The following is a 22,871-nucleotide window of genomic DNA, read 5'->3' as shown; positions in this document are numbered from 1 at the left end:
GCGTCGCTATTCAGCGCGGCTCTGCTGTGGGGCTGCAGCAGCGGTTCGGGCGGCAGCGACGTTGCCGCCGGGACCGGGACCGGGACTGACCTTGCCGCCAACGTCCAGACCCTGGGTATTACCAATTGTGCCATCTGCCACAGCGACAATACCCCGGTTACTGCTGCCTGGTTGGCAAGCCGACATGCTGCAGGCTCCTTCGGCGGCACCAATCCCACCTGCCTTGCATGTCACAATAACCTTGGCGACGGGCAATTGATCGAGCAAGCCTTTCTTGGCCAAGTGAACCGAAATGTGGTCGGGTGTGAGTCCTGCCATGGAGGGGGCAGCGCCCATCGGGGCGTAGGTCCGCTGCCGTTCCCTGTGCCTGGCCCGGCTCAGTGCGGTCAGTGCCACGGAATCGAGGCGGCATTGATTGGTCGTCATGCGAACAATGCCGATGAGATGATTCACGACACCCATTTCGACAATCCGGCCACCACTGGCGCCCCGACTAATACGCCGATCGAAGGCTATGTGGTGAAAACCGCTGACCAGAGGGGCTGCCAGGCCTGCCATTACAACGGGCATAGTGTGACCCTCGACATCAACAGGGAATGGGCCCGGTCGGCGCATGGCGGCCACATACTGGACGTCAAGGACGCCGCCTTTGCTATCGGCGTCGCCGAGGGGCTTGCTGCCGCGGTAACCGACGATGTTGCCCAGGGGTGGGCACACTACAACTGGGATCAGTCCACAGGGACCGGCAACCGCGCCGATTGCCAGCGTTGCCACACAGCCACCGGCGCCATGAACTTCATGAATGATTCGATCAACTACACCTCGGCCAATAACGACTTTTCCCATCTTTCCGGTTGGACGGCGGCCACTGGATCGCCGCAGAACGAAATGCTTTATTGCTGGGGTTGTCACCGGGACAATTCCGCCAATCTGCGTGCTTCGGGCAACCTTACCCTGGATTTCGTCTTCATCGAAGACCCGGGGACCGGCCCCATCGGAACGCCTGAGTTCGTAGTGCTCCCGGACAAAGGCAAGTCCAATGTCTGCGCCGCCTGCCACAGCGGTCGCGGCAACAACACCTCCATCCGCAGCGGCAGCCGCTCCACCCGGTTCGCCGGGCACCATGCACCGACCGCCGGTTCACTCTATGCCGAGGTGGTTCATGCAGGATTCGAATTTACCGGCCAGAACTACGCCCCTGGGCCGGGCTTTTTGCATGACGATATTGACGAGGAAGCGGGCGACGGCCCCTGCGTCGGTTGTCACATGGGCGTGGCCGGAGACGCCGATCATCATTTCCATGCGGTGACCGAGGACCTTGCCGGCGCCATTACGGCCATCAACAACCAGGCCCTGTGCAACAACTGTCATGATGGTGTCGGGGCAATACTCGTCGATCCTGCGGTCCTCAATCAGCGGCGGCTCGATTTTGCCGATGCCCGGCAGATTCTGCTCGATCTGGAGAACAACAATCCCGTGAATTACCTCAATCTCGATCTGTCTGCAAACGTCTCAACCATTGAACTCAACGCTTATGGCGCCTTCCAGAACAGCCTGTATATGACCGAAGAGCCCTGCATCTATGTGCATAACGACCTGTATGGCAAGCGCCTGGTCTTTGATTCAATCGACTGGCTCGACAACGGCGTACTGGACGGGACCATCACCATCGACAACGTAACCTATCCCAATGCTGCTAACTGGCTGGGTGATGGCACGGTTCGCCCCTGACCCAGAATAAAATACGGTGGGTTGCTAAAGAGCCCCGCTGGCTGGCGGGGCTCTTTGGTCAGCCGCAGGATAGCGAAGCCCACAAAAAAAGCCCCGCCAACCGGCGGGGCTTTTTATCGTCGGTATATGGGTTCCACTCAGACGCGCGACACGTTCTGTGCTTGGGGACCTTTAGGACCCTGAATGATGGTGAACGCTACCGGATCGCCTTGCGCCAGAGTCTTGAAGCCATCCATTTCGATAGCCGAGAAATGCACGAACACGTCCGGCCCGCCATCCTGCTCGATGAAACCGAATCCCTTGGCATCATTGAACCACTTGACCTTTCCCTTCGTCATTGCCTTCCTCTCCTGTCCTTAAAAAGCCCTTCTTTACCCACGGGACACCCGTGAGAACCCAATGGCAAACACTTTAACCAGTTTCGACAAAAAATCAACGGCCTATTGTTAAAAAACGCCCACATTTAACGGACCGAAAAAAGAGGGAGAGAAACCCCTTGCAGGTCTCTCTCCCGTCGTTGCTGGACAGATTCCGAAATGTTTTCTGGCGGCTAGGCCCGGAGGGGCTCTCTCTCCGGGGGCTGCTTCAGCAGTTCAGCCAGGCAGGCAGGGCAGATCGTCGCAGTGTCGATTTCGCAGACGTTCTTGCGGATCTGGTGTCCCTCCCCGGTCTTGGCCCCTTGGTACTTGCCGCACCAGGCGCAGTAAGTCAGCAAGGAGAATCCTTTCATGGGCTGAATTTTTGCTAATGTAGCATGGGAAATAGCACTGTCAAGGGATTCGGAAAACCTTAACGGGTTTCCGAACTCTGGATTTTACGCAGGTAGTGTATCAGCAGCCGGACCCCGACGCCGGTCCCCCCCTTGGGCAGGTAGTGGCGTCCCTTCTCCTCCCAGGCAGTGCCGGCGATATCGAGATGCGCCCAGGTGAAGTCCTCGGCGAATTTCTGCAGGAAGGCGGCGGCGGTGATGGTGCCGGCCGGCCGGCCACCGATATTTTTGACATCGGCGATATCGCTCTTGATCTGGGCGGCGTAGTCGTCCCAGAGGGGGAGCTGCCAGAGGCGCTCGCCGCTCTCCTCGCCGGCGTGCAGCAGTTGCCGGATCAGCCCCGTATGGTTCCCCAGCGCCGCCGTCGCATGGTGTCCCAGGGCGATGATGCAGGCGCCGGTGAGGGTGGCCAGGTCGATCACCACCCGCGGTTTGAAGCGCGCGGCAAAGGTGAGGGCGTCGGCCAGGATCAGCCGGCCCTCGGCATCGGTGTTGAGCACCTCGATGGTGCGCCCAGACAGGGAAGTCAGGATGTCGCCGGGACGGATGGCGCTGCCCGAGGGGAGATTCTCTACGGCGGGGATGATCCCGACCAGATTGACCGGGAGCTTGAGCAGGGCAGCGGCGAGCAGGGTGCCGAGCACGGCGGCGCCGCCGGCCATGTCCATTTTCATCTCATCCATCTTTTCGGCGGGCTTGAGGGAAATGCCGCCGGCATCGAAAACCACACCCTTGCCGATCAGGGCGATCGGTTGGGCGTCGCGGTTGCCGCCGTGATATTCGAGCACGATGAGTCGGGGCTCGCGGACGCTGCCCTGAGCGACGCCCAGCAGGGCACCACAGCCTTCCTTTTCCAGATCTTTCTGGCCGAGGACCGTGCATTTGAGGCCGACTTCATCAGCCACTGCTGTCGCCCTGGCGGCGAGAAATTCAGGAGACTTGACGTTGCCGGGTTCGTTGACCAGGTCGCGAGCCAGGGACACGCCGCGGCAGATGCAGCGCGCTGTCGCCACCCCGGCCTCGACCTCCTGCAGATCCTTTTGTTTCTCCACCAGCAGGCAGACATCCTTGAGCACGGGAGGAAGTTCCTCCCGCTTTTCCGTCCGGTAGCGGTCAAAGCGGTAGGCAGCCAGGGCGATTCCTTCGGCGGCCGCCTGCGCTTTGGCCGTCATGCCGGCTTCGCGCAGACTGAAGGACGGCAGGCTGACGGTAAAGGTGCTGATCTGTTTCCCCTGGAGAAACGTCGTCGCGGTGGCGACGCCCTGCCGCAGGCGCTCGTCGCCGGCCCCTTTTTCCTTGCCGAGGCCGACCAGGAGAACGCGTTCGGCGGCAAGGCGCTTGCCGGAATGAAGCAGCAGCATCTGCCCCTGCTTGCCGGTAAATTCTTTCTCCCGTGCCGCCTTGGTTATGGCTCCGTCCAGGGCCTGATCGAGTTCAGCGAGAGTCGGAGTGCCGAGTTTGCCAACGAAGGCGCCAAGCACCAGGCAGGGCGCTTTCTGCTTCAGCAGGGCTCCTTTTTTGACCTTGATCTCCATCTGCTATCCTTTCATGGGTTGGAATGCCGTCTTAGATAGTCGTCCCGCCCGTGCCGGCGCCATTCGTCAGAGAGCTGCAGTCTTTGGGACATGAGGGCCGCCACGGCCTCCACTTCGCGCAGGCCTCGTCCTTTCTGGAGTGCCAGGGGCGTGCGGCGGCGCAGGACATCTTCGGGAGTTCGGGCCATTTCGAAATCGGTGGCATAGGCGACTTGCACAGCCAGCAGGGGGGAATCTTCGACAACCGGACGGGCCAAGGCGGGTTCTTCCCTGAGCAGAGCCAGCAGTCGGGCGGTTCGGGAGCCGTAGAGACTGAGCAGGCCTGCCAGTACGGCGGGTGCCAAGCCGTATTCGGCAGAGAGGCTGCGCACCTCCCGGTGCAGGTAGGAAGCAAAATTGCCGGTCGCGCCGCCGGGCAGGGGGATCCGGTGGGTCAGTGAGCGCCCTCTGCCGCGCCCAAGCCGTTCGGTGATCCGCTCGGCCACCTCGGCAGCCACCGCGCGGTAAGTCGTATACTTGCCGCCACCGACCGAAAGCAGTCCCGAGGCCGACTCGAAAAGGCGATGCTCGCGGGAGATACTGGACGCTGCAGCCGACGACTCGGCGACCAGGGGACGCAAGCCGGCGAAAGCGGCGACCACATCGGCACGGTTCGGTACCCGGCCGCGCAGATGGCCGGCCGTTTCGGCGAGCAGATACTCGATGTCGGCCTCGGTAGGTGCCACCAGGTCGGGATCCCCGCGGTCATCGGCATCGGTTGTCCCGACCAGGGACAGCTCCCCCCACGGGATGACGAAAAAGAGCCGTTCATCCCGACCGGCGGTAAGATAGAGAGCCTCCTCGCCGCGATTGATACGTGGCACCAGGATGTGGGTACCCCGGGTCGGACGCAGCTTTTTCGTGACTTCGCCGTCGAGGGAACAAAGCCGGTCGAGCCAGGGGCCGGTGGTGTTGATCACCACCTCGGCGGTCACCTCCAGTTCCTGGCCGCTTTCCCGATCGAGTACCCGCGCGCCGCGCACCCGGCCGGCGCTCTTGATGAGTCCGGTGACTTCCAGGTAATTGGCAATATCGGCGCCCAGTTCCCGGGCGGCCAGGATGTTCTCCAGGCAAAGTCGGGCATCGTCCATCCGACAGTCCCAGTAAAGTGCCACGCCACTCAACCCCTCCTGTCGCAGGGCCGGTTCATGCCTGAGAGCCTCCTCTGCGGAGAGGATTTTGTGCGAATGGGTGTTGCGAAACATCGCCAGCAGGTCGTACAGGCTCATCCCCGTCCGGATTGCTGCCAGGGATCGAGGGTCGCCTTTGAAGACGGGAATGAAGAACGGGATGGGTCGGACCAGGTGGGGGGCGATCGACTGCAGGATCCGCCGTTCACGGCAGGCTTCGAAGACCAGTCGGAAAGCAAGCCGCTCGAGGTAGCGAACCCCTCCGTGAATGAGTTTGGTGGAGGCGCTGGAAGCCCCCGAGGCGAAGTCCCCCTTCTCCACAAGGGCGACCCGCAACCCCCGCATCGCCAGGTCGCGGGCGATCCCGGCGCCATTGATGCCGCCACCGATGATCAGCACGTCGTGGCTGCGTTCGGTGAACCGTCGGAGATTGCGCGGCTGTGCCGGCGGAAATGAAGAAGGATTTCGTCTCATGCCATTCAAGTCTAACGGCTCCCACGAAGCATTTCAATGTGCACTTTTGACAATTGTCCGCATGCCGGAAGAGCGGAAGAGGTGAAGAGCTGCAGACGCAAGATACAAGATGCGAGAGAAAAGAGGCAACTCATATACCTTGAATCTTGAGTTTTATGTCCTGTGTCTAGAAGGTGACGCCGAGTCGCCGGATGATAGCCGCATAGATGGTGTAGCCGACGACCATGATGCCGACGGACAAGAGAAGGGAAAGGGAGAAACGCAGACCGGTTTTCAGTAGCCAGGGAAAGGCGACAAAGAAGAGGAGCGAGGGAAGGATCGCCCAGAAAATATGGGTGGCCAGCTCTCCGGCCAGATGTCCGTTGCGGGTGTCATGATAGAGCCAGAGGATGGCGAGAAGGGAAGTCAGGGGGAGCGAAGCCAGGATGGCTGCCAGCGGTGCGTCGCGCCGGGCCACTTCCGACGCCGCGGCGATGATCAGGGCTGAGATCAGCACTTTTAAGAGAAAGTACATGCCGGGCTCCTGCCGGTGCGAGGCAGAGAGAACCTGGTCAGCGCATGCCCATTTTTTGCAACATCTTGCCGAGAAACCTGTTTACCGGGTGCTCCCGACCCAAAGCCTTCAACACCGGCGGCTTGCGCAGTCCCAATTTTCTCAGTTCAAAGGCGATCTGCGGGTTGCGGCCAAGTTTTTGGCCACGCCGCCAAGTTTGGATAGCCCGGTTTTTCTGCCCCGCCAGCAGATAAATCCGGCCGAGATTGAGGTAGTGGACCGTATTGCCCGGCTCCTCTTGTAAAGCTTCATTGCAGAGCGTGGCGGCCTTATTCATCTGCCGGCGCTCTTTGGCCAGACAGTAGGCGAGGTGGGAGCGCACCAAGGGAGAGTCGTCCCGCCTGGCGGCATCCTCGAAATGGACAAGGGCCATCAGGGTATTGCCTCTTTCGATCTCCGCGAGTCCTTTACGGATCAGGGCATTCAATTCTTGGCCGGGCATGCTGCCGTCCTCTCCAGGGTCGACGCTGTTGCGCCTCGCCTTTTGCCGAATGTTTCGCTGACAATCAAACGGGACAATCTCCGGGGGGTCGCAGCCCCTCACTTATAGTGCCGTACCATTTCCGGAAAATAACTGCTGCCAAGAGTCGCGGCATTCTGCCCGACCCAGCTGCTGAAAAGGGTGTGGCCGACCGGCCTGCCAGGCAAAGCTAGCATATCCCGCATCAGTCCGTCAATCTCCTCCCGCGTGAGCACGACGTCGCCGACCAGGCCACCGACCATGCGGATAAGCTTCAGTGCCCGCTCAGGGCTCATATGGAGAAGCCGTGCATGGCTGCCGACCTGCTTGGCCATAAGTCGAACCAACTCATCGAAGGTGAAGGTTTCCGGACCGGCGGCGTCGAGGACCAGCGACCTCTCCTCGTGCCCGGCGTTGACCGCCAGTTCGGCCAGGTCGTCCACATGAATCGGCTGCAGCCGGTAATCGCCCTTGCCCGGGATGGCGAAGGCGGGGAACCTGCGCAGCATATAGGCAAGATTGTTGAAGAGGATACCTTCGGTGCCGAAAAGGACAGTTGGCCGGAGAATGGCGTAGGAAAGTCCCGATTCCCGGACCAGGCGCTCCGCCTCCCCCTTGGCCCGGAAATAAGGGTAGGGTGAAGCTTCGTCGGCGTGCGCAACGCTGATGTGGACGACCCGCCGCACCCCGGCCTGGCGTGCCGCTGCGAGCAGCGCAGCGGTATGGTCGACGGCTCGGGCAAAGGTCATTCGGCCGTGTTCGAAGCGGACCCAATAGGTATTGTAGAGGGTGTTGGCACCGGCCAGACCGTCGCGCAGGGCTTCCGGATCCTCGAACTGGAACGGCATGGCCGTAACCGCATTGCCGAAGGGATGCTCGCGGCCGGGATGTCCGGTGAGGGTCTTGACCTGTCGGCCGAGCGCCAGCAGCCGCCGGGCGATATACTTTCCGGTAAAGCTGAAGGCGCCGGTGACCACGTCCAACTCCGCTTTCGCCATAGCCGCTCCCATCGTGTCGAGCCCCTTGGCGCGGGGTTGGCCCGGGCCATTGGTGAAATGACAACAGCCGACTAATAGTGTAGCCGCAAAGGGCACAAATGAAACCGAAGCCACCCACGATCCTTCCTCCTCGGGGCGCCACCATCCGCCGGCAGATCGCCGACCTGCTGGCGGGTGAACCCCTTTCTGCCCGCCAGATTTCCACGCTGGTCGGCATCCCTGAAAAGGTGGTGTACGGCCACCTCGACCATCTGCGGCGTACCCTCCATCCGCTCGGTCGCCGACTGCAGATCGTCCCGGCAGGCTGTCGAAAATGCGGTTTCGTCTTTGGCAAACGGGAGCGCCTGCAGAGGCCGGGACGATGCCCGGTCTGCCGGCAGCAGTCCATCACCGAACCGTTTTTCGCCATTCGATGAGACTTCCCCCTCCCTGACCCTCCCCCCAGCGGGGGGAGGTCGGGAGGGGGGGATGTCAATTCTCCTGTTAAAGAGAGCTCGAATCGAGAGAATCGCCTATCTCCATCTCGCGCAAGTGAAGGGCGATCCGGCGCCGAACCGCCGTCGGGATTTCGACGTGCAGGCAAAGGCTGGTGGCGTCGAGTTTTGCCGCTTCCCGGCGCTGCCGGGCGTTGCCGCCGGCGCCGGGAAGCCAGCGGGTCTGCTCGGCGGGAAGAAAGTAGCGCGGCTCGCCGGCCAGCAGGCTGCAGGCTTCGGTGCGCGGATCGACCGGACGACCGGAGAACGGCGGTTCTTCGCCCACACGAAAGTGGTAACAGCGATGCGTTCCAATGCAGAACTGCAGGCTGATTTCGGTGGAGAGGCCGCGCAGCAGCAACAGGCTGCTCCGCAGGATCTGCTTCGGCGTCAGGAAAAGGCCGTTCTGCCGCATTTCCAGGTGGCCCAAAGCGGCGAGCCGGGGGTACGGGGGGGCGCCGCCCAGCCCGACGATCAGGCGACAGTCATCGGCTTGGGTGCCGACACAGCCGTGCACGTCGATGATGACCTGCGGCGGTCCTCCTTCGAGCAGGGCGGCATAATGCCGCAATCCCTCTTCCAGCTTGTAGCAGTAAGGATGGCCGCTGGCGTCGATGTAGGGGTAGATGACATCGATGTTGCTGGGGTTCAGAGGAATTCCCCAATCCTTGAGCTTGTCCAGATTCTCGTCCGTCAGCGGTTCCCGGCCGGAGAAGCCGAGGTTGATGACTGCCGCGCTGCCGCAACCGGACCGCAGCAGGTACAGGGCCACATCGAAGGTGTGGGGATCGTAGGGACCGTGGGTGGCGGTAAGCAGGGTGAAGTTCCCGATGTGCTCCTGCTGCCGGCGCAGCAGGAGCACACCGCCCCCCGGGTCGGGATGAAACCGGGCCGCAAAGCCTGCGAGCCGTGTCCCGGCGGAGCACCAGCCGGTATCCTGCAGGGGCACCTGGCCGAAAAAACGTTCCAGAACATTCTGGCGCCAGGCGGCGACGAAGCGTATGGCCCGGTCGGGCAGCCGATAGTAGATGTCGTAGTGCCGGGCGTCGAGATAGACCCGTATGTTCAGGCGGCGCAGCAGGTCGCGGTTGTAGTTGTTCTGGGTAGTATCGAGCAGCCGCGCCGTGATCTCCTCCATGTCGGCGAATTGCGCTTCGGAGGGAGCGGTCGCAAGCAGTTCGACCTTCTTCAGGTGGCGATAATCTTCGCGTCCGATCTCCACTTCCAGCCGATTGAGGTGCCGCTGAAAAGGGGCGCTGTAATCGACCGAGAACCGATGGCGAAAGAGAGCGGGTATGTCCGGGGCGCCGCGAGGCATGGCAGGATCCTCCGTCAACAGTCTACCATAAGGTTTTGTTTTGCTCTTAATTCGAACAATACTGGATGTTTAAGGACGCTTGCCGGACTTCGGCGGCGGGATTTTCTGCCGGCCGGTCCGTACCCGCCCGTCAGGCGCCGGTTTCGGTCTCGCCCGGGGCGACAACACCGGTGACAACCCAGTATTTATAGGGCTATAAGGTATTGCCAGCCGACGGGAAATAATGCTATTTTGCAGCATTCGCTTGACATGGAGCCTTCTCATTAAACCAATACGGTCCGCCGCGATGCGGTCGGGTCAAAGGTGCTGCGATGAAAAAGACGTTTACGCTCCGCTGGAAAATTCTGCTCGCCCAGATTGCCCTCTCGGTTATCCCGCTCTGCATTACCCTTTACATCCTCACCGGACTGACGGTAAAGCAATTTGAAAAGAGCATGCAGGACCGTTTCACCCAGATGGCCAATTTCACCGAGCGCAACACGTTCTACTCGCAGCGCGAACTCCTCAATTACGTGAAACTCACCAGTCGCAACAACGATCTGGTCAACGCCGTTTACTTCGCTTCCCTGACCGGCGACAACAGTCAATTGAAGGATGTCATCGACAAAAGCCACGAAATTTTCAATTTCGACCTGGTCGAGGTGCTGAACAAGGATGGCGAGGTGATCCTGCGTTTCCTCAACGAGGATAAGCAGTTGCCGGCATCGACCGGCAAGGAGCACCCGGTGATCGAAGCCAGTCTCCAAGGCGAGTCGCTTGGCGAAATTGCCCGCTTTGACGGACAGTTCTCTGTTGTCGCCGCCGCCCCGGTCTTCCTGCAGCAGGAACAGATCGGCAGCCTGGTCGGGGTCAATTTCATCAATGACCTGTACGCTGTCCAGATCTCTTCGCTGAGCGGTACGCAGGTGGCCTTCTTCGACGAGTCGGGCATCGTCGCCGCTTCGCATGCCGAACTCAAGAACCTGGTGCCGGCCGAGATCGAGGCGGACGGCAAGAAAGAAATCCGCCTGGACGGCAAGCCTTACACGCTGACGATCAAAAATCTGGGTGGCGCCAAGCGCGGGGTGCTGCTGGCTCTCGACAACTCCGAATTGGCGGCGGCCCGCGGCAGCCTGCTGAAGGTAGTGCTGGTGCTGCTGGCGGCGGCCACCGTCCTGGCGGTGCTGGTCGGCCTGGCCATCTCCCGCAGCATCGTCCGGCCGCTGGCCGCCGTGGTCCACAATTTCAGGGAAATCGCCGATGGCGAAGGGGATCTGACCCGCGTTCTGCCGGTAACGTCCCGGGACGAGGTTGGGGAGCTGGCTGAATGCTTCAACCGCTTCGTCGCGCGGTTGCGAGAGATGGTCCAGCGCACCCGTAATGTCTCCCTCGACCTCAACGGTGCGACGGACAAGATTCGCGCCTCTTCGCGCGAGGTCAACGACGGTGCGGTGCGCCAGTCCCATTCCCTGGAGGAATCCTACCGTGCCATGCAGGGGATCGAGGAGTCGATTTCCGGCATTGCCGAGAGCACCGGCTCCCTGGTCGACTCGGCGGAGGAGAGTTCCTCGGCGACCCTCGAGCTGGGCGCCACCATCGAGGAGATCGCCTCCCAGATGGAAAAGCTCTTTGCCATCGTCGACGAGGTCTCCAGTTCGATCAACGAAATGTCGGTGGCCAGCCAGCAGGTGGCCGAAAATGTCGAGATTCTCTCCTCCTCCACCGAGGTGACCGCCTCCTCGATCACCGAACTGGACGCCTCGATCAAGGAAATCGAGGAGAACGCCGAGAAGACCAGCCAGCTTTCAGAAGAGGCGGCCCGGGACGCCGAGCAGGGGAAGAAGACGGTTCATGAGACGATTGACGGGATCGGGGCGATCCGCGAGATGGTTGACCGCGCCGGCACCGCCATCCAGGAGCTGGGCAACCAGTCAAAGGCCATCGGCAAGATCCTTACCGTCATCGACGACGTCGCCGACCAGACCAGCCTGCTCGCCCTCAATGCCGCCATCATCGCCGCCCAGGCCGGAGAGCACGGCAGGGGGTTTGCGGTGGTCGCCGACGAAATTCGGGAGCTGGCTGAACGCACGGCCGTCTCGACCCGGGAGATCGCTGCCATTATCGGTAACCTGCAGACCGGCACCCAGGAAGCGGTGAAGGCGATGGCCGCCGGCAGTGACCGGGTGCATCAGGAGGTGGCGCGCTCCAAGGCGGCCGGGGAGGCTCTGGAGAAGATTCGCAGCAGCACCCTGAAGTCGACCGAGCAGGTACGCGGCATCGTCCGGGCTACCCAGGAACAGTCCCGCGGCAGCCGGCAGATCACCAACTCCATCAACCAGGTGGCTTCCATGCTCGGCCAGATCGCCACGGCCATTCGGCAGCAGACCGAAGGTTCGAGGCAGTTGGCCCGCGCCGCCGAATCGATGAAGGAGATCGCTTCGCAGGTCAAGCTGAGCACTGGCGAACAGGCCAAGGGGAGCCGCCAGATCAATACCAGCATGGAGAGGATCCGCAGCATGATCGAGCGGATCGACGAGGCGACCCGGGAGCAGAACCAGCGCAGCCGCCAGGTCCTGGAGGCGGTCTCGAGCATCCGCAATATCGCCGAGGGGAATGCCGGCCGCACGGCCGAGCTGGACCAGGTGGTGGAGAGCCTCTCCCGGCAGACGTCTACCCTCGAGGAAGAGGTGGGCGCCTTCCGGGTATGAGCGGCGGCGCCATGACCGTGACGATCCTCGGCTCCGGCACCAGCACCGGAGTCCCCGTGCCGGGCTGCTCCTGCTTCGTCTGCACCTCGGAGGATCCGCAGAATGTCCGTACTCGCTGCAGCGTTCTGCTTTCCCGCGGCGGGAAGAACATCCTCATCGATACCGCCACCGACCTGCGTCAGCAGGTCCTGCGGGAAAAAGTCAGCCATATCGATGCGGTTCTCTACACCCATACCCACGCCGACCATATTCACGGCATCGACGATCTGCGCTCCTTCAACATGGTCTCCGGCCAAGCGATCCCCATTTTCGGCTCCCCCGAAACGTTGGCGGTTATCCGCCGGAATTTCGGCTACATTTTTGACGATGAGCTGGAGCCCGGCTACCGCCCCCGTCTCGAGACCCGTGAGATCGACGGGCCATTCGACCTGTTCGGCCTGACCGTCGAACCGTTGATCCTGCAGCATGGCAGCGGCGTTTCCCTTGGCTACCGGGTCGGCTCCTTCGCCTACCTGGTCGATTGCAACGCCATTCCGGTGGCGACGCTGCCGCGGCTGCAGAACATCGAGACCCTGGTGATCGATGCACTGCGCTTCCGGCCGCACACCACCCATTTCAATATCGCCCAGGCCCTGGAGCTCGCCGGCCGCCTCGGTGCCCGGCGGACGGTTCTCACCCATCTGAGCCACGACGTGGACCATGCCCGCCACGCTTCCCTGCTGCCGCCCGGGGTGGAGCTGGCCTATGACGGGCAGCGCATCGAAGTCGACCTGGCCGGCTGATTGTCGCCGATTGTCGTTTGAGGCAGCGCCCTTTTTCGCTTTACATCAGGCAGCCCCTGCCGACTGGAACCGTAATGCACGAGGAAATCCGCCTCCACGGCCACGTGGACGAAACGATAGAGTATTTCGCCACGGCCGCTGCCAGGGAGGCTTACCGGGGGCACTTCTACGAGAGCGCCGGCTCCTCCCTTCGCTTGTTTTCGCCGGGGAACGAATTTATCCTTCGCCGCGACGGTGTCGGCCACCGGGGCAACGGCGGCTCCTTCTGCGAGTACATGTTCGGGGTCGATCAGCCGCTGGCCGACCTGGCCAAGGGGGATGTGCGCAACCGCCTGGTCCTTTACGGCACCACTTACCAGGAGAACGGCAACAGCCTGCAGTTCACCGACCATACCGAGGGGAACCAGAGCTACGAGCGGATCTTTTTCGAAGGCAATGCCGTCTGCAACTACTTTTTCTTCCTCACCGGCTCGGTGCCGGGGGCACTGCAGGAGCAGCAGGAAGGAATTCTGCGGCTGCTCGGCAAACTGCTCAAGCGCAGCACCGCCGTCGGCAAGGGGGACGATGCCGGTCTGGTCGACGAACTCTTCAGCTTGCTCGGGCACCGCAGCTCCCTCTATCTGGTCAAGCTGATTCACAAGAAACACAAGGCCTATCACGATGCCTTCCGTGAGCTCTACTTCGCCCACAAGGCGATCCCCGAAGCGGAATTCGAACGGCTGCAGCAGCTGGCCCAGCACCTCGGGATCGACCGCTACCAGCAGGAGCGGATCCGCATCGATGTCATGTACAAGCATCCGGACAACCGGCGGATCGTCGACGAGTACAAGAACATTCTCATCGAGTGCAGCCGGCGGGGGAACATCAACAAGCTGGAGATGGCCCGGCTGACTCGCCTGAAGACCCTCTCGGTGCGCAACAAGATACCTTCGGCCCTCTTCTACACCCTCGACGAGATGCTCAAGCACGACAAGCTCATCGATCTCGCCGAACAGGATTACCTGGCCGAGACCCGGCAGATCCTCGAGGGAATCTTCCTGCAGGAGCGGCAGATCGACGCCAGCATCGACCAGGAAGACATGATCAAGCTGCTGCACGCCAAGCAGCGCGCCCACGAGAACCGGGATCATCACACCTTCGAGCAGGTGCTGCTCGAGACCGGCAAAGCCTGCGACGAGAAAATCCGCGACGGCGCCGATATGGCCCTGCTCGAGAATTTTTCCTATATCATCACCTACTTCGACCGCTACGACAACACCTCGGCCAACATCAACCAGCTGGCGTTCATGGAAAACGTCCGCTTCACCGAAGAGATGATCCGCAGCCTGCTCGGCAACAAAAGGGCCTTCGACGGCCTGGCGCCCGGCCTCTTCCAGGATCTTTTCTTCAAGGGGATTCTGGCGAACAAATACCTGGGCCGATTCGGCCGGAAAAAGATCCTTTGTCTGCAGAAGGGTCTCGGCCTGATCGAGGAGGGACGCCTGACGGTGCAGGATCTGCTGTGGCAGCACCGGGAAGTCGCGGCGCAGGAAAGCCTTTACAACGCTCTGCTCGACCTCGTCAAGGATCGCATCCGCAACTTCTATTCCCGCTACAGCACCCGCGCCGAACAGGAGGCGCTGTGCGCCGAGGTGGCCGAGGAGATGCGCAACAAGGGGTTGCTCACGGGTGACATCCCCCCCGGACTGTTCCGGGATGTGGTGGTCAACATCAAGAAGGAGGCCGTCTACCTGCACAGCCTGCTGCCGCGTATCGTTGCCGAGCAGGATGCCGCGCTGCGCGAGGATTTCCTCGACAACAGCGGCCTCGACCTCTTCTATGTCGAGGAACTGGAGCGCGAATACTTCGAGCTCAACGGCCTCAACCTGGATGATCTATACCAGATTCGCAAGGGCCTCAACGCCTGAGGCGTCTGCCTCTCCCTCCCAGCCTTGTCTTGTCTCGCCATTCCGCTATACTTTTCGGCAACTTCTGTGTTTTGCGAGGTGCCATGAACCATCCACCCCTCAACGCCATCCGCAATATCGGCATCATCTCTCATATCGACGCCGGCAAGACCACCGTCTCCGAGCGCATCCTCTACTACTCCGGTGAAATTCACCGGATGGGCGAGGTCCACGACGGCGCGGCGACCATGGACTGGATGGAGCAGGAACAGGAGCGCGGCATCACCATCACCGCCACGGCCACCACCTGCCGCTGGCGACAGTGGTGGATCAATCTCATCGACACCCCGGGCCACATCGATTTCACCATCGAGGTGGAGCGCTCGCTGCGGGTTCTCGACGGGGCGGTGGCGATCTTCAGCGCCGTGGAGGGGGTGCAGCCGCAGAGCGAGTCGGTCTGGCACCAGGCCGACCGCTACCGGGTTCCGCGCCTCTGTCTGATCAACAAGATGGACCGCATCGGTGCCGACTGCCGCGGCGTGCTGGCCCAGATGGCGGAGCGACTGCGGGCCCGCCCGGTCCTGCTGCAGCTGCCGCTCGGTTTTGAGTCGGAGTTCCACGGCGTGATCGATCTGGTGAGCGGGCAGGTGCTGACTTTTGCCGAGGAGGACCAGGGGACAACGGTGCAGATCGGGCCGGTCCCCGCCGAGTTGACGGAAGAGGTGCGGGCCGCCCGGGAGAAGGTCGTCGAGGCGGCGGCCGATTTCGACGATGACATCCTGGCCGACTTTCTCGAGGCGAAGGAGATATCCGCCGAGCGCCTGCAGGCGGCCCTGCGCCGCGGGACGCTGGCCTGCCGCCTGTTTCCGGTGTTGCTCGGCGCGGCCCTGCGCAACAAGGGGATGCAGCCGCTGCTCGATGCCGTCGGCGCCTATCTCCCCTCGCCCCTCGATACCCCGCCGGTGGCGGCCTTTGCGGCCGGCGGCGGTGAGGCCGAGGCCGTGCCGCCCGATCCGGCCGGGCCGCTCTGCGCCCTCGCCTTCAAGGTCCAGTCCGACGAGGGGCGCAAGCTCACCTACCTGCGCCTCTATTCGGGAACGTTGCGGGCGGGAGAGGAAGTGTTCAACAGCACCCGCAACTGCCGGGAGAAGATCGCCCGGCTTTTCCGCATGCACGCCCACAAGCGGGAGCGGCTGGATGCGGCCGCGGCCGGGGACATCGTTGCCGCCGCCGGCCTGCGCGAGGCACTCACCGGCGACACGCTCTGCCGCTCCGACCACCCGCTGCTGCTGGCCGGCCTCAGCTGTCCCGAGCCGGTGGTCTCCCTGGCGGTCGAGCCGAAGGGGGTGGACGACCGGGAAAAGCTGCTGCCGGCCCTTGAGAAGCTGCAATGGGAGGATCCGACCTTCAAGGTGCACGAAGATGCGGAGACCGGTCAGACGATCCTCGCCGGCATGGGTGAGCTGCACCTCGAAGTCGTCGTCGACCGGCTGGGCCGCGAGTTCGGCGTACAGGTCAAGACCGGGCGGCCGCAGGTGGTCTTCCGGGAAACCCTGCAGCGTGCGGTGGAGCGGCGGGAACTCTTCCAGCGGGAAGTCGAGGGCCGCACCCAGGGGGGAGAGGTGCTGTTGCGGCTGACGCCCCTGGAGCGGGGCGCGGGGCTGCGCCTGCTGTTTCCCGACGCCGAAGCGTTCGCACTGCCGGCCGTGCTGCAGGCCGTTCTGCACGAGAGCCTGGAGCTGGCGTGCCGCGGCGGGGTGCATTCCGGCTACCCCATGACCGACCTGGAGGTGCAGGTGCTCGAAGCCCCCTTCCAGCCGGGCGTCACCACCGATATCGGCCTGCGCGCCGCCGCCCAGCGAGGCGTGGCGATGGCCGCCCGGGAGGGGGGGGCGACGCTGCTCGAGCCGGTGATGTCGCTGGAGTTGGTCATCCCCGGCGAGTACGCCGGCCGGGTCATCGGCTCCCTGCAGCAGAAGCGGGGGAGGGTGGAGGGGATGCAGTCACGGGGCGAAACCGAGATGATCCGGGCCAAGGTTCCCTTGGCCGAGATGTTCGGCTACATGACCGAACTGCGCAGCGCCACCAAGGGACGGGGCACCTTCACCATGGAATTTTCCCATTTCGACCAGGCGCCGCCGGAAACCCTGCAGCGCTTCGGCTTTGCGTAGCTAGTCGCGTTTGTCTTGAAAAGTTCGATTTAAATTAATTGTTTCGAGCTTACCATCGATCCCTTGCCCGAGAAAAAACCTTGACGGCGAGCAGGCAGAAAAACACGAGTGCCAGCCCCGCCACAATCGCCGGCGAGGTGGGAACGTCCAGCTTGAGCGAGGCAAAAATTCCCGCCATGCTGACCAGGACCCCCGCCAGCCAGCCGACCAGGAGCATCTTGAGCGGCTCCCGGAAAAACAGTCGACCGATCATGGCCGGGATGATGAGGAACGAGAAGACCTGAAGGACGCCGGCCATCGCCACTGATTTCACCAGGACCATGGCGAAGCTGGCGAAAAAGAGAAATTCCAGAAAAAGCCCGCCTTTCCCTTCGAAGGAGAGGGCGAAAAACTGCTTCCGCAGCAGAAAATGGAGAATTCCGACCGCGCCGTAAACAAGGAGGGTGGACAAGACCTCCTGCGGCGTCACCCAGAGGATGTTGCCGTTCATGATGGCCTTGAACTCTTCCATTCCGTGGGGACTGCGGTCCAGAACCAGGATGCTCGACGCAAAGGAAAAGATGTAGATGATGCCGATGAACGCCTCGATGTTCACATGCCGGGCCGCCCGCCTGGTGAGCGAGAGGATGAAGGCGCCGAGGAAGGCGAAGAGCAGGGAGAGGAGCAGGCCGTGCTCCTCTCCGAACACGAACGACAGGGCGAGGCCGATGCCGATGAATTGCGCCAGGGCGAGGTCGACGAAGATAATCCCCCGTTCCAGGATGTGAATGCCGAAATAGGCGTGGATGGCGATCAGCAGCAGACACGCCAGGAAGGGATAGAGCAGAAAGTTGAGGGTTTCCATGATTCTTCCTTAGCAATTTTCACTCAGAGCTCCGGGGTTTTGAAAGCCCCGGAGCTCTGCCGTGGATGAGGGGCTAGCGCAGTGCTTGCAGGGTCGTATCCATGAAGGCGAACCAGTCGTCCGTCCCAGGCATGGCACCGACGTCTCCAGGCAGGAGGATGACCTTGACCCCGGTCTTCCCGCCGATCGACGCAGACTCCTTTTTGCCGTAATAGCTGGTCGTGAGGATGCCGTCCGGCTTGCTCCTGCCCAGGCTTTCGATCAGGCTCTCCACATGGGCGGCCGACGGCGGAATGCCGGGTTTCGGTTCGACGTAGCCCACGATCTGAAAGCCGAAATCCGCCGCCAGATACTCGAATTGCTTATGGTAGGCGACAAACTTCTTGCCGGGCAGGCCAAGCGCCTGCCATTGTTGCTGCCGCTGCTCGACCTTCGTCGAAAATATTTTGAAGTTCTCCCGGTAGAAATCGGCATTGACCCGGTCCAGTTCGGCCAGGGCAGCGGCCATTCCTTCTGCCACGCGCCGGACATTGATCGGGGAGAAGTTGTAGTGGGGATTGCCAAGAGGGTGAACGTCCCCCATGCTCCGGTCAACGGCCGTCGGCTTCTCGATGACCATCACGAAGCGGGAGCAGTCGAAGTTGCCCGGTTTGCCGGGGACAATCTTCGGATTCCTGGCCGATTCGAGGATCAGGGGAAGATAGCCGATTTCCAGGTCGAGGCCATTGTACATGAGGATGTCAGCCTTGCGTCCGGCGAGGACCATGCTCGGCTTCGCCTCGACCATGTGCGGATCCTGGCTCGGTTTCACCAGGGTGGTGACGGCGACCCTGTCCCCGCCGATCTCTTTCGCCAGGCTGCCGATCCAGGGGAGGGTGGCGACGACGTTCAGCCCGGCCAGGGCGGGAGTGGTCAGCAAAACCGTCAGAAAGACAGCAATAGATACGCAGCGCATGGTTCTCCTCCTAGAATGCGTGGGCGGCATGTGCGCCGATGCCGAAGATGAACTGCAAGAAGCATTCGTCGTTATCCCGACCGTCGCGGCCCGAGTCATCGTGGCTGTACTGGAGCCGGATGCGGGTAAACTCGGAGGGGTTGAACTCCAGGCTCGCCGTGGCTCGCCAAGGGGTCTCTCCCCGTTTTCGCTGTACCCCGGCGACCTCGAAGGTGTCGGCGAGCAACTCCAGGGCATCGTAGCGGCCGCCGAAACGCCAGCGGTCCTGCCGCCAGATCCCCTGTAGATAGAAGCCGTCCTGGCGGCGGGTGAGCCGCTCGATGGCTGCGGCGGAGGCGTCGCTTAGATTCCCCCGCTGCCTCAGGTAGAGATACTCCCCCTGCAGAGTCAGCCCGCGCCGGCTGGCGGGCTGCCATTTCCAGGCCGCCTCCAGACCGTAGAGCTCGCTTTTGCCGTCGACCTCGGCCTCCTCGATGATGGCCTCGCTACGGGTCTGACCGAACAGCACGAAGGGGCCGGCATGGAGGGTCGAGTGTTCACCTGTATCGACTGAACCCTTGGCGAATATCGAGAAGGCGTGCGGGCCCGAAGCCGCCTCCTCGCCGAACAGGAGCGCATTCTGTCCTTGCAGCACCTCGCCCCCCATCTGCAGGAAGAAGGGGAGAGCGGGGAGGTAGGTGAGTTGCACCCCTTTCTCCCCTCCCATTCCCTCCTCGCCGAGGAAGGCCCGGTACGGCAGGGCAATGTCGGCGAAGTCCCAGGCGTGGGGATGCTGGGCGCTGAGGCGGCTGAAATTGCTCTTGAACTTTCCTCCCTTTACCTGCCATCCAGCGGGGAGGGCGGTGGTCACCGCGTACGCCTCCTCCAGCTCGATCCCCTCCTCAGTCACCGGCAGGTTGGCGTAGAGATTAAAGTAGGGGTCGACCGGCGCGAAAAGGACGAGTTCGGCTGCCCGCAGGTTGAACCCTTGCCGCTGCTCCGGTCCCTCGCTGGTAAAGCCGGGGATTCCCCGCGCTTCCAGTTTGTCGTCTTCCAGCTCGGAGACGTAGGCGAAGGTGTCGACGACCAGTGACAGGCTGGGGTTGGTCAAAGCGCTGCCGCCGAAAAAGCTGCCCTCTTTGGACGTCGGCGACGAGCCCCCCAGGGCCTGCTGCGGTTGGGGTTGCGGTTCTTCCTGCCGGGCCAGCTCTTCTCTCAATGTCTCGATGGTCTTCTGCTGCTCACGGATGATTTCGCCCTGACGGCCGAGTTCGGCATCCAGCTGGTTCAGGCGTGACTCCAGGTCCTCCGCCGCCCGGGAGACGGAAAACGGCATAAGCGCAGCCATGAAAACGGCCGCTGCGATGATACATGAACGCATGCACTCCTCCGTTGTCGCGTGAAACGCGAAAATGGGTAGCGAAAAATGAACGAGATGGGTGCGGAGGAGGCTAGCGGGGAGGGGCGCGGCTGCGCAGGGCCGAGGTCGGGCGGACGATTGCCGCCGCCAGCACCAGGAGTCCGAAAAGGGTGGGCAATGCCGGCGGGTAGACGGCCGGCGGTGATGGCGCAGCGGTTTCCATGCCGGGATGGTGGGTGACCGCGCAGATGGCGCAGTTCGGGTGGTCCTGCAGGTCGTGATGGTGGTGGATGCTGCCGAGCAGGACGGCGACAAGAAAAAGAAAGGCCAGGCCGAGCGAAAGCAGGAGCTGCCTTCGCCGGTTTCTGGACTGGGGCTGCCGCCGGATGCCGGGTGAAGGGGAATGCATGACCCGTTAAATAGAGGCCATTTTCATTCCGCTGTCAAGGGATGATTTTGCATCGAGGATTTTCCGCTCAGGCCAGCTCTGCTATCTGCCCACCGCCAAAACCCGCGTCTCGCCGACCTTCAGGGTTTCGAACTCCGATTCCGCCACTCCGAACTTCTGCCTGGCGGCGGCGAGTTCCCGGGGCGGCTCGTCCAGCGGCTCGGCGGTCAGGATGAAGGCTCCCCACTGGATGCCGATGGAATGCCGGGCGCGGACGTCGCGGTGGATGCGGACCGCCTCCTCCGGGTTGATGTGGACCTCCTGCATGAACCAGCGCGGAGCATAGGCGCCGATGGGAAGCAGGGCGAGATCGAAGGGGCCGAGGCGTTCGCCGATCTCCCGGAACTGGTGCTCGTTGTAGCCGGTGTCGCCGACGAACCAGGCCGAGAAGTCACCGATCCGCAGCGCCCATCCAGCCCATAATGTCTCATAGCGGTCCCAGGGAGAACGGGCGGACCAGTGCTGCAGGGGGGTGGCGGTGACGGTGAGCTCGCCGAAGCGCCGTTCCTGCCACCAGTCGAACTCCTCCACCCGCGCCGGGTCGATCCCTGCCTCTGCGAACCACGCCTTCAGACCCAGCGGCACCAGCCAGCGCGGGCCGTCGCCGAGGGCGCGAACGCTCGGCCGGTCGAGGTGATCGTAGTGGTTGTGGGAGATGACCACGAAGTCGATACGGGGCAGCTGCCCGGCGGTGAGCGCCGGCGGGGTGAGGCGCTTCGGGCCGGCGAAGGATATGGGAGAAGCGCGCTCCGAGAAGATCGGGTCGGTGAGGACATTGATGCCGCGATACTGGATGAGGACGGTCGCGTGGCCGATCCAGGTGACCTGCGGCGCTTCGGCCGGCTGACGGATGCGCTCCAGATCGGCAGCGACGACAGGAATCTTCCCCTTCGCCTCGTCATGATCAGGAAACTCCACGTCGCCGAACCAGCGCATCCGCCAGTAGGCGAAGGGGGAGGTCTTCTTCCGCTCGACGTACGGGTTGCGGAACCCCTCTTCCCCGTGGTGGGAAGGGATGCGCTCCCCCGGCCCGGCGGCGCAGCAGGCGAGCCCGGCCAGCAGCAGGAGCAGACCGCAGCGGCCGGCGCCGGACATTAGATCCCCTCGCCCGTCCCCACGAGTTCGCCGGCCGGCAGGTGGCGGATCAGGTCCTTGTAGGCCTGCCAGTCGGTGGCCGTCCAGACCTCGGTGTGGGCGTGGCCGTAGGTGCGGACGATCGTGGAGACCTTCAGGGCGGTGATCAGGTCCGGGGCGGTGAAGATGTCGAGGTAGTCGCAGCCGCCGAGTATTGCGTAGTCGTGCACCCAGGTCACCTGCGGGCACTCGCTGCGGATGCGCTCCATGACCCGCTGTTCCAGCTTTTCGAGGGACTGCGGCGCGCGCAGGGCGCCGGGGGAGAGTCGGGTGAGCATGACGAAGGTCAGCATCGCTGGTTCCTCCTTCTTCGAGAGGCGGTTACACCATACCTATTAGCGCGCGGCGGCGGGAGGTCAAGGGCGAGAGCTCCCCGCTCTCCCGGCGCAGACGCTCCGTCTAGGGTCTGGCGATCCGGACGACCGAGAACGCCGCCGTGTCGGGGTCCGGGATGCCGAAGCGGGCGTTGGGCAGGAAGAGATGCCCGTCGCTCGCCGCCACGGTGGTGGGGACGTCGAAGGCGGGACTGGTCATCCGCTGCTCCACGGTCCCCGTTGCCAGATCCGCGGCGAGGGTGATGACGGCAAGCTGGTTCAGGCGGTTCTGGACCACGAAGAGCGTCTGTCCGTCGAGCAGGATGCCGTCGCCGTTGGGGACGCTTTCGCCGCCGAGGCCGATCTGCCGGGTGTCCCCGGTGGCCGGGTCGACGGTGAAGAGGAGTCCCGTGTTGCTCTGGACGATGATGAGCGTCGTCCCGTCCGCGGTCGCTGCGATGCCGTTGGCGTTGTTCACCCCGGCCACGAACTGGAAGTCCCCGCTCAGGGGAAGCGCCGTTACCTCCGCCTGCGCGGGGAGGGCGCCGCCGGGGCCGAAGGGCAGCCGGTAGAGGACGGGGTTGCGGGAGTCGGTGAACCAGGCCGCAGCGGGCGTCACGATCACGTCGTTGATGAAGGTCTCACCTGCTGCCGGATCGGCCAGGGTATAGAGGGCGAGCTCCGCCCCGCTCTCGGCGTCGTAGATGGTGGCCTCACCCGTCGCCCCGCCGGCGACGAAGAGACGCCCCTGACCGTCGACCTTGAGGCCGATGGCGCTGCGGCCCGCCGCCGGGTCGACCAGGATCCGGCTCTGGCCGGTGGTGAGGTCGG

At 63.0% G+C, this 22,871-nt stretch carries 21 protein-coding genes; 6 read left to right on the top strand and 15 right to left on the bottom strand.

The annotated features are described in order from the left end of the window. Window positions 1–1,731, top strand: a 1,731-nt coding sequence (locus VD811_09585; protein ID HXV21220.1) for a hypothetical protein, incomplete at its 5' end; no start/stop codon positions are given. Window positions 1,732–1,868: 137 nt separating this feature from the next. Here VD811_09585 and VD811_09580 read toward each other — a convergent pair. The 7 genes from VD811_09580 to VD811_09550 all read right to left on the bottom strand — a co-directional run bounded on the left by VD811_09580 (window position 1,869) and on the right by VD811_09550 (window position 7,701). Continuing rightward, window positions 1,869–2,069 carry a cold-shock protein gene (locus VD811_09580; GenBank protein HXV21219.1) on the bottom strand — a complete coding sequence of 67 codons (201 nt, stop codon included), beginning with the start codon at window positions 2,067–2,069 and terminating at the stop codon, window positions 1,869–1,871. Between the two features lie 212 nt (window positions 2,070–2,281). Further along, window positions 2,282–2,461: a hypothetical protein gene (locus VD811_09575; protein HXV21218.1), complete on the bottom strand. Its 180-nt coding sequence runs from the start codon at window positions 2,459–2,461 to the stop codon at window positions 2,282–2,284. Window positions 2,462–2,520: 59 nt separating this feature from the next. Further along, the gene (locus VD811_09570) at window positions 2,521–4,035 is read right to left on the bottom strand and encodes a leucyl aminopeptidase (GenBank protein ID HXV21217.1); all 1,515 of its coding nucleotides are present in this window, start codon (window positions 4,033–4,035) and stop codon (window positions 2,521–2,523) included. 11 nt (window positions 4,036–4,046) lie between these two features. Next, window positions 4,047–5,678 (bottom strand): glycerol-3-phosphate dehydrogenase, encoded by a 1,632-nt coding sequence (gene glpD, locus VD811_09565; protein ID HXV21216.1) that lies wholly within the window; start codon window positions 5,676–5,678, stop codon window positions 4,047–4,049. Between the two features lie 166 nt (window positions 5,679–5,844). Continuing rightward, on the bottom strand, window positions 5,845–6,192 hold the full coding sequence (locus VD811_09560; protein ID HXV21215.1) for a DUF3147 family protein: 348 nt from the start codon (window positions 6,190–6,192) through the stop codon (window positions 5,845–5,847). Between the two features lie 37 nt (window positions 6,193–6,229). Continuing rightward, on the bottom strand, window positions 6,230–6,673 hold the full coding sequence (locus tag VD811_09555) for a tetratricopeptide repeat protein (GenBank protein ID HXV21214.1): 444 nt from the start codon (window positions 6,671–6,673) through the stop codon (window positions 6,230–6,232). Between the two features lie 98 nt (window positions 6,674–6,771). Then, a complete protein-coding gene (locus tag VD811_09550; protein ID HXV21213.1) occupies window positions 6,772–7,701 on the bottom strand; it encodes an NAD(P)H-binding protein in 930 nt (309 codons plus the stop codon). A gap of 86 nt (window positions 7,702–7,787) precedes the next feature. On the opposite strand from VD811_09550, the gene VD811_09545 reads away from it, so the two are divergent. After that, complete coding sequence (locus tag VD811_09545) at window positions 7,788–8,105, top strand: transcriptional regulator (protein HXV21212.1); 318 nt, start codon at window positions 7,788–7,790, stop codon at window positions 8,103–8,105. A 67-nt stretch (window positions 8,106–8,172) separates the two neighbouring features. On the opposite strand, the gene VD811_09540 is transcribed toward VD811_09545, so the two are convergent. Then, window positions 8,173–9,480: a hypothetical protein gene (locus VD811_09540; GenBank protein HXV21211.1), complete on the bottom strand. Its 1,308-nt coding sequence runs from the start codon at window positions 9,478–9,480 to the stop codon at window positions 8,173–8,175. Between the two features lie 311 nt (window positions 9,481–9,791). On the opposite strand from VD811_09540, the gene VD811_09535 reads away from it, so the two are divergent. From VD811_09535 to fusA, 4 genes are all read left to right on the top strand, one after another. Then, window positions 9,792–12,167, top strand: a complete 2,376-nt coding sequence (locus VD811_09535) for a methyl-accepting chemotaxis protein (GenBank protein ID HXV21210.1) — start codon at window positions 9,792–9,794, stop codon at window positions 12,165–12,167. Window positions 12,168–12,178: 11 nt separating this feature from the next. Beyond that, entirely contained in the window at window positions 12,179–12,949 is a 771-nt protein-coding gene (locus tag VD811_09530; protein HXV21209.1) for a GPMC system MBL fold metallohydrolase, read from the top strand. 74 nt (window positions 12,950–13,023) lie between these two features. Continuing rightward, the gene (locus VD811_09525) at window positions 13,024–14,856 is read left to right on the top strand and encodes a TIGR04442 family protein (GenBank protein ID HXV21208.1); all 1,833 of its coding nucleotides are present in this window, start codon (window positions 13,024–13,026) and stop codon (window positions 14,854–14,856) included. A gap of 83 nt (window positions 14,857–14,939) precedes the next feature. Further along, window positions 14,940–17,006, top strand: a complete 2,067-nt coding sequence (gene fusA, locus VD811_09520; protein HXV21207.1) for an elongation factor G — start codon at window positions 14,940–14,942, stop codon at window positions 17,004–17,006. A gap of 49 nt (window positions 17,007–17,055) precedes the next feature. Here the strand turns inward: fusA and VD811_09515 are convergent, their stop codons facing one another. The 7 genes from VD811_09515 to VD811_09485 all read right to left on the bottom strand — a co-directional run. Next, window positions 17,056–17,850: a metal ABC transporter permease gene (locus VD811_09515; protein ID HXV21206.1), complete on the bottom strand. Its 795-nt coding sequence runs from the start codon at window positions 17,848–17,850 to the stop codon at window positions 17,056–17,058. Window positions 17,851–17,923: 73 nt separating this feature from the next. Then, window positions 17,924–18,805 (bottom strand): metal ABC transporter substrate-binding protein, encoded by an 882-nt coding sequence (locus VD811_09510; GenBank protein ID HXV21205.1) that lies wholly within the window; start codon window positions 18,803–18,805, stop codon window positions 17,924–17,926. Window positions 18,806–18,815: 10 nt separating this feature from the next. Next, on the bottom strand, window positions 18,816–20,165 hold the full coding sequence (locus VD811_09505; protein ID HXV21204.1) for a hypothetical protein: 1,350 nt from the start codon (window positions 20,163–20,165) through the stop codon (window positions 18,816–18,818). Window positions 20,166–20,235: 70 nt separating this feature from the next. Then, window positions 20,236–20,553 (bottom strand): hypothetical protein, encoded by a 318-nt coding sequence (locus VD811_09500; protein ID HXV21203.1) that lies wholly within the window; start codon window positions 20,551–20,553, stop codon window positions 20,236–20,238. Window positions 20,554–20,634: 81 nt separating this feature from the next. Then, entirely contained in the window at window positions 20,635–21,687 is a 1,053-nt protein-coding gene (locus VD811_09495; GenBank protein ID HXV21202.1) for an MBL fold metallo-hydrolase, read from the bottom strand. Beyond that, window positions 21,687–22,019: a GYD domain-containing protein gene (locus VD811_09490; GenBank protein ID HXV21201.1), complete on the bottom strand. Its 333-nt coding sequence runs from the start codon at window positions 22,017–22,019 to the stop codon at window positions 21,687–21,689. The genes VD811_09495 and VD811_09490 overlap by 1 nt, the downstream gene beginning before the upstream one ends. 106 nt (window positions 22,020–22,125) lie before the next feature. Next, a partial coding sequence (locus VD811_09485; GenBank protein ID HXV21200.1) for a hypothetical protein occupies window positions 22,126–22,871 on the bottom strand: 746 nt, incomplete at its 5' end.

This window comes from Desulfuromonadales bacterium (assembly GCA_035620395.1).
GTDB lineage: Bacteria > Desulfobacterota > Desulfuromonadia > Desulfuromonadales > DASPGW01 > DASPGW01.
Note: the sequence above shows the minus strand (reverse complement) of the source record. Positions and strands in the feature narration are given on the sequence as shown.

Excerpts from the sequence above, each read along its gene's own strand:
- VD811_09545 (HXV21212.1), top strand. The coding sequence starts at position 7,788 with ATGAAACCGAAGCCACCCACGATCCTTCCTCCTCGGGGCGCCACCATC.
- VD811_09550 (HXV21213.1), bottom strand. The coding sequence starts at position 7,701 with ATGGGAGCGGCTATGGCGAAAGCGGAGTTGGACGTGGTCACCGGCGCC.
- VD811_09555 (HXV21214.1), bottom strand. The coding sequence starts at position 6,673 with ATGCCCGGCCAAGAATTGAATGCCCTGATCCGTAAAGGACTCGCGGAG.
- VD811_09525 (HXV21208.1), top strand. The coding sequence starts at position 13,024 with ATGCACGAGGAAATCCGCCTCCACGGCCACGTGGACGAAACGATAGAG.
- VD811_09510 (HXV21205.1), bottom strand. The coding sequence starts at position 18,805 with ATGCGCTGCGTATCTATTGCTGTCTTTCTGACGGTTTTGCTGACCACT.
- VD811_09500 (HXV21203.1), bottom strand. The coding sequence starts at position 20,553 with ATGCATTCCCCTTCACCCGGCATCCGGCGGCAGCCCCAGTCCAGAAAC.
- VD811_09505 (HXV21204.1), bottom strand. The coding sequence starts at position 20,165 with ATGCGTTCATGTATCATCGCAGCGGCCGTTTTCATGGCTGCGCTTATG.
- VD811_09540 (HXV21211.1), bottom strand. The coding sequence starts at position 9,480 with ATGCCTCGCGGCGCCCCGGACATACCCGCTCTCTTTCGCCATCGGTTC.
- VD811_09515 (HXV21206.1), bottom strand. The coding sequence starts at position 17,850 with ATGGAAACCCTCAACTTTCTGCTCTATCCCTTCCTGGCGTGTCTGCTG.
- VD811_09560 (HXV21215.1), bottom strand. The coding sequence starts at position 6,192 with ATGTACTTTCTCTTAAAAGTGCTGATCTCAGCCCTGATCATCGCCGCG.
- VD811_09570 (HXV21217.1), bottom strand. The coding sequence starts at position 4,035 with ATGGAGATCAAGGTCAAAAAAGGAGCCCTGCTGAAGCAGAAAGCGCCC.
- fusA (HXV21207.1), top strand. The coding sequence starts at position 14,940 with ATGAACCATCCACCCCTCAACGCCATCCGCAATATCGGCATCATCTCT.
- VD811_09580 (HXV21219.1), bottom strand. The coding sequence starts at position 2,069 with ATGACGAAGGGAAAGGTCAAGTGGTTCAATGATGCCAAGGGATTCGGT.
- glpD (HXV21216.1), bottom strand. The coding sequence starts at position 5,678 with ATGAGACGAAATCCTTCTTCATTTCCGCCGGCACAGCCGCGCAATCTC.
- VD811_09490 (HXV21201.1), bottom strand. The coding sequence starts at position 22,019 with ATGCTGACCTTCGTCATGCTCACCCGACTCTCCCCCGGCGCCCTGCGC.
- VD811_09575 (HXV21218.1), bottom strand. The coding sequence starts at position 2,461 with ATGAAAGGATTCTCCTTGCTGACTTACTGCGCCTGGTGCGGCAAGTAC.
- VD811_09535 (HXV21210.1), top strand. The coding sequence starts at position 9,792 with ATGAAAAAGACGTTTACGCTCCGCTGGAAAATTCTGCTCGCCCAGATT.
- VD811_09495 (HXV21202.1), bottom strand. The coding sequence starts at position 21,687 with ATGTCCGGCGCCGGCCGCTGCGGTCTGCTCCTGCTGCTGGCCGGGCTC.
- VD811_09530 (HXV21209.1), top strand. The coding sequence starts at position 12,179 with ATGACCGTGACGATCCTCGGCTCCGGCACCAGCACCGGAGTCCCCGTG.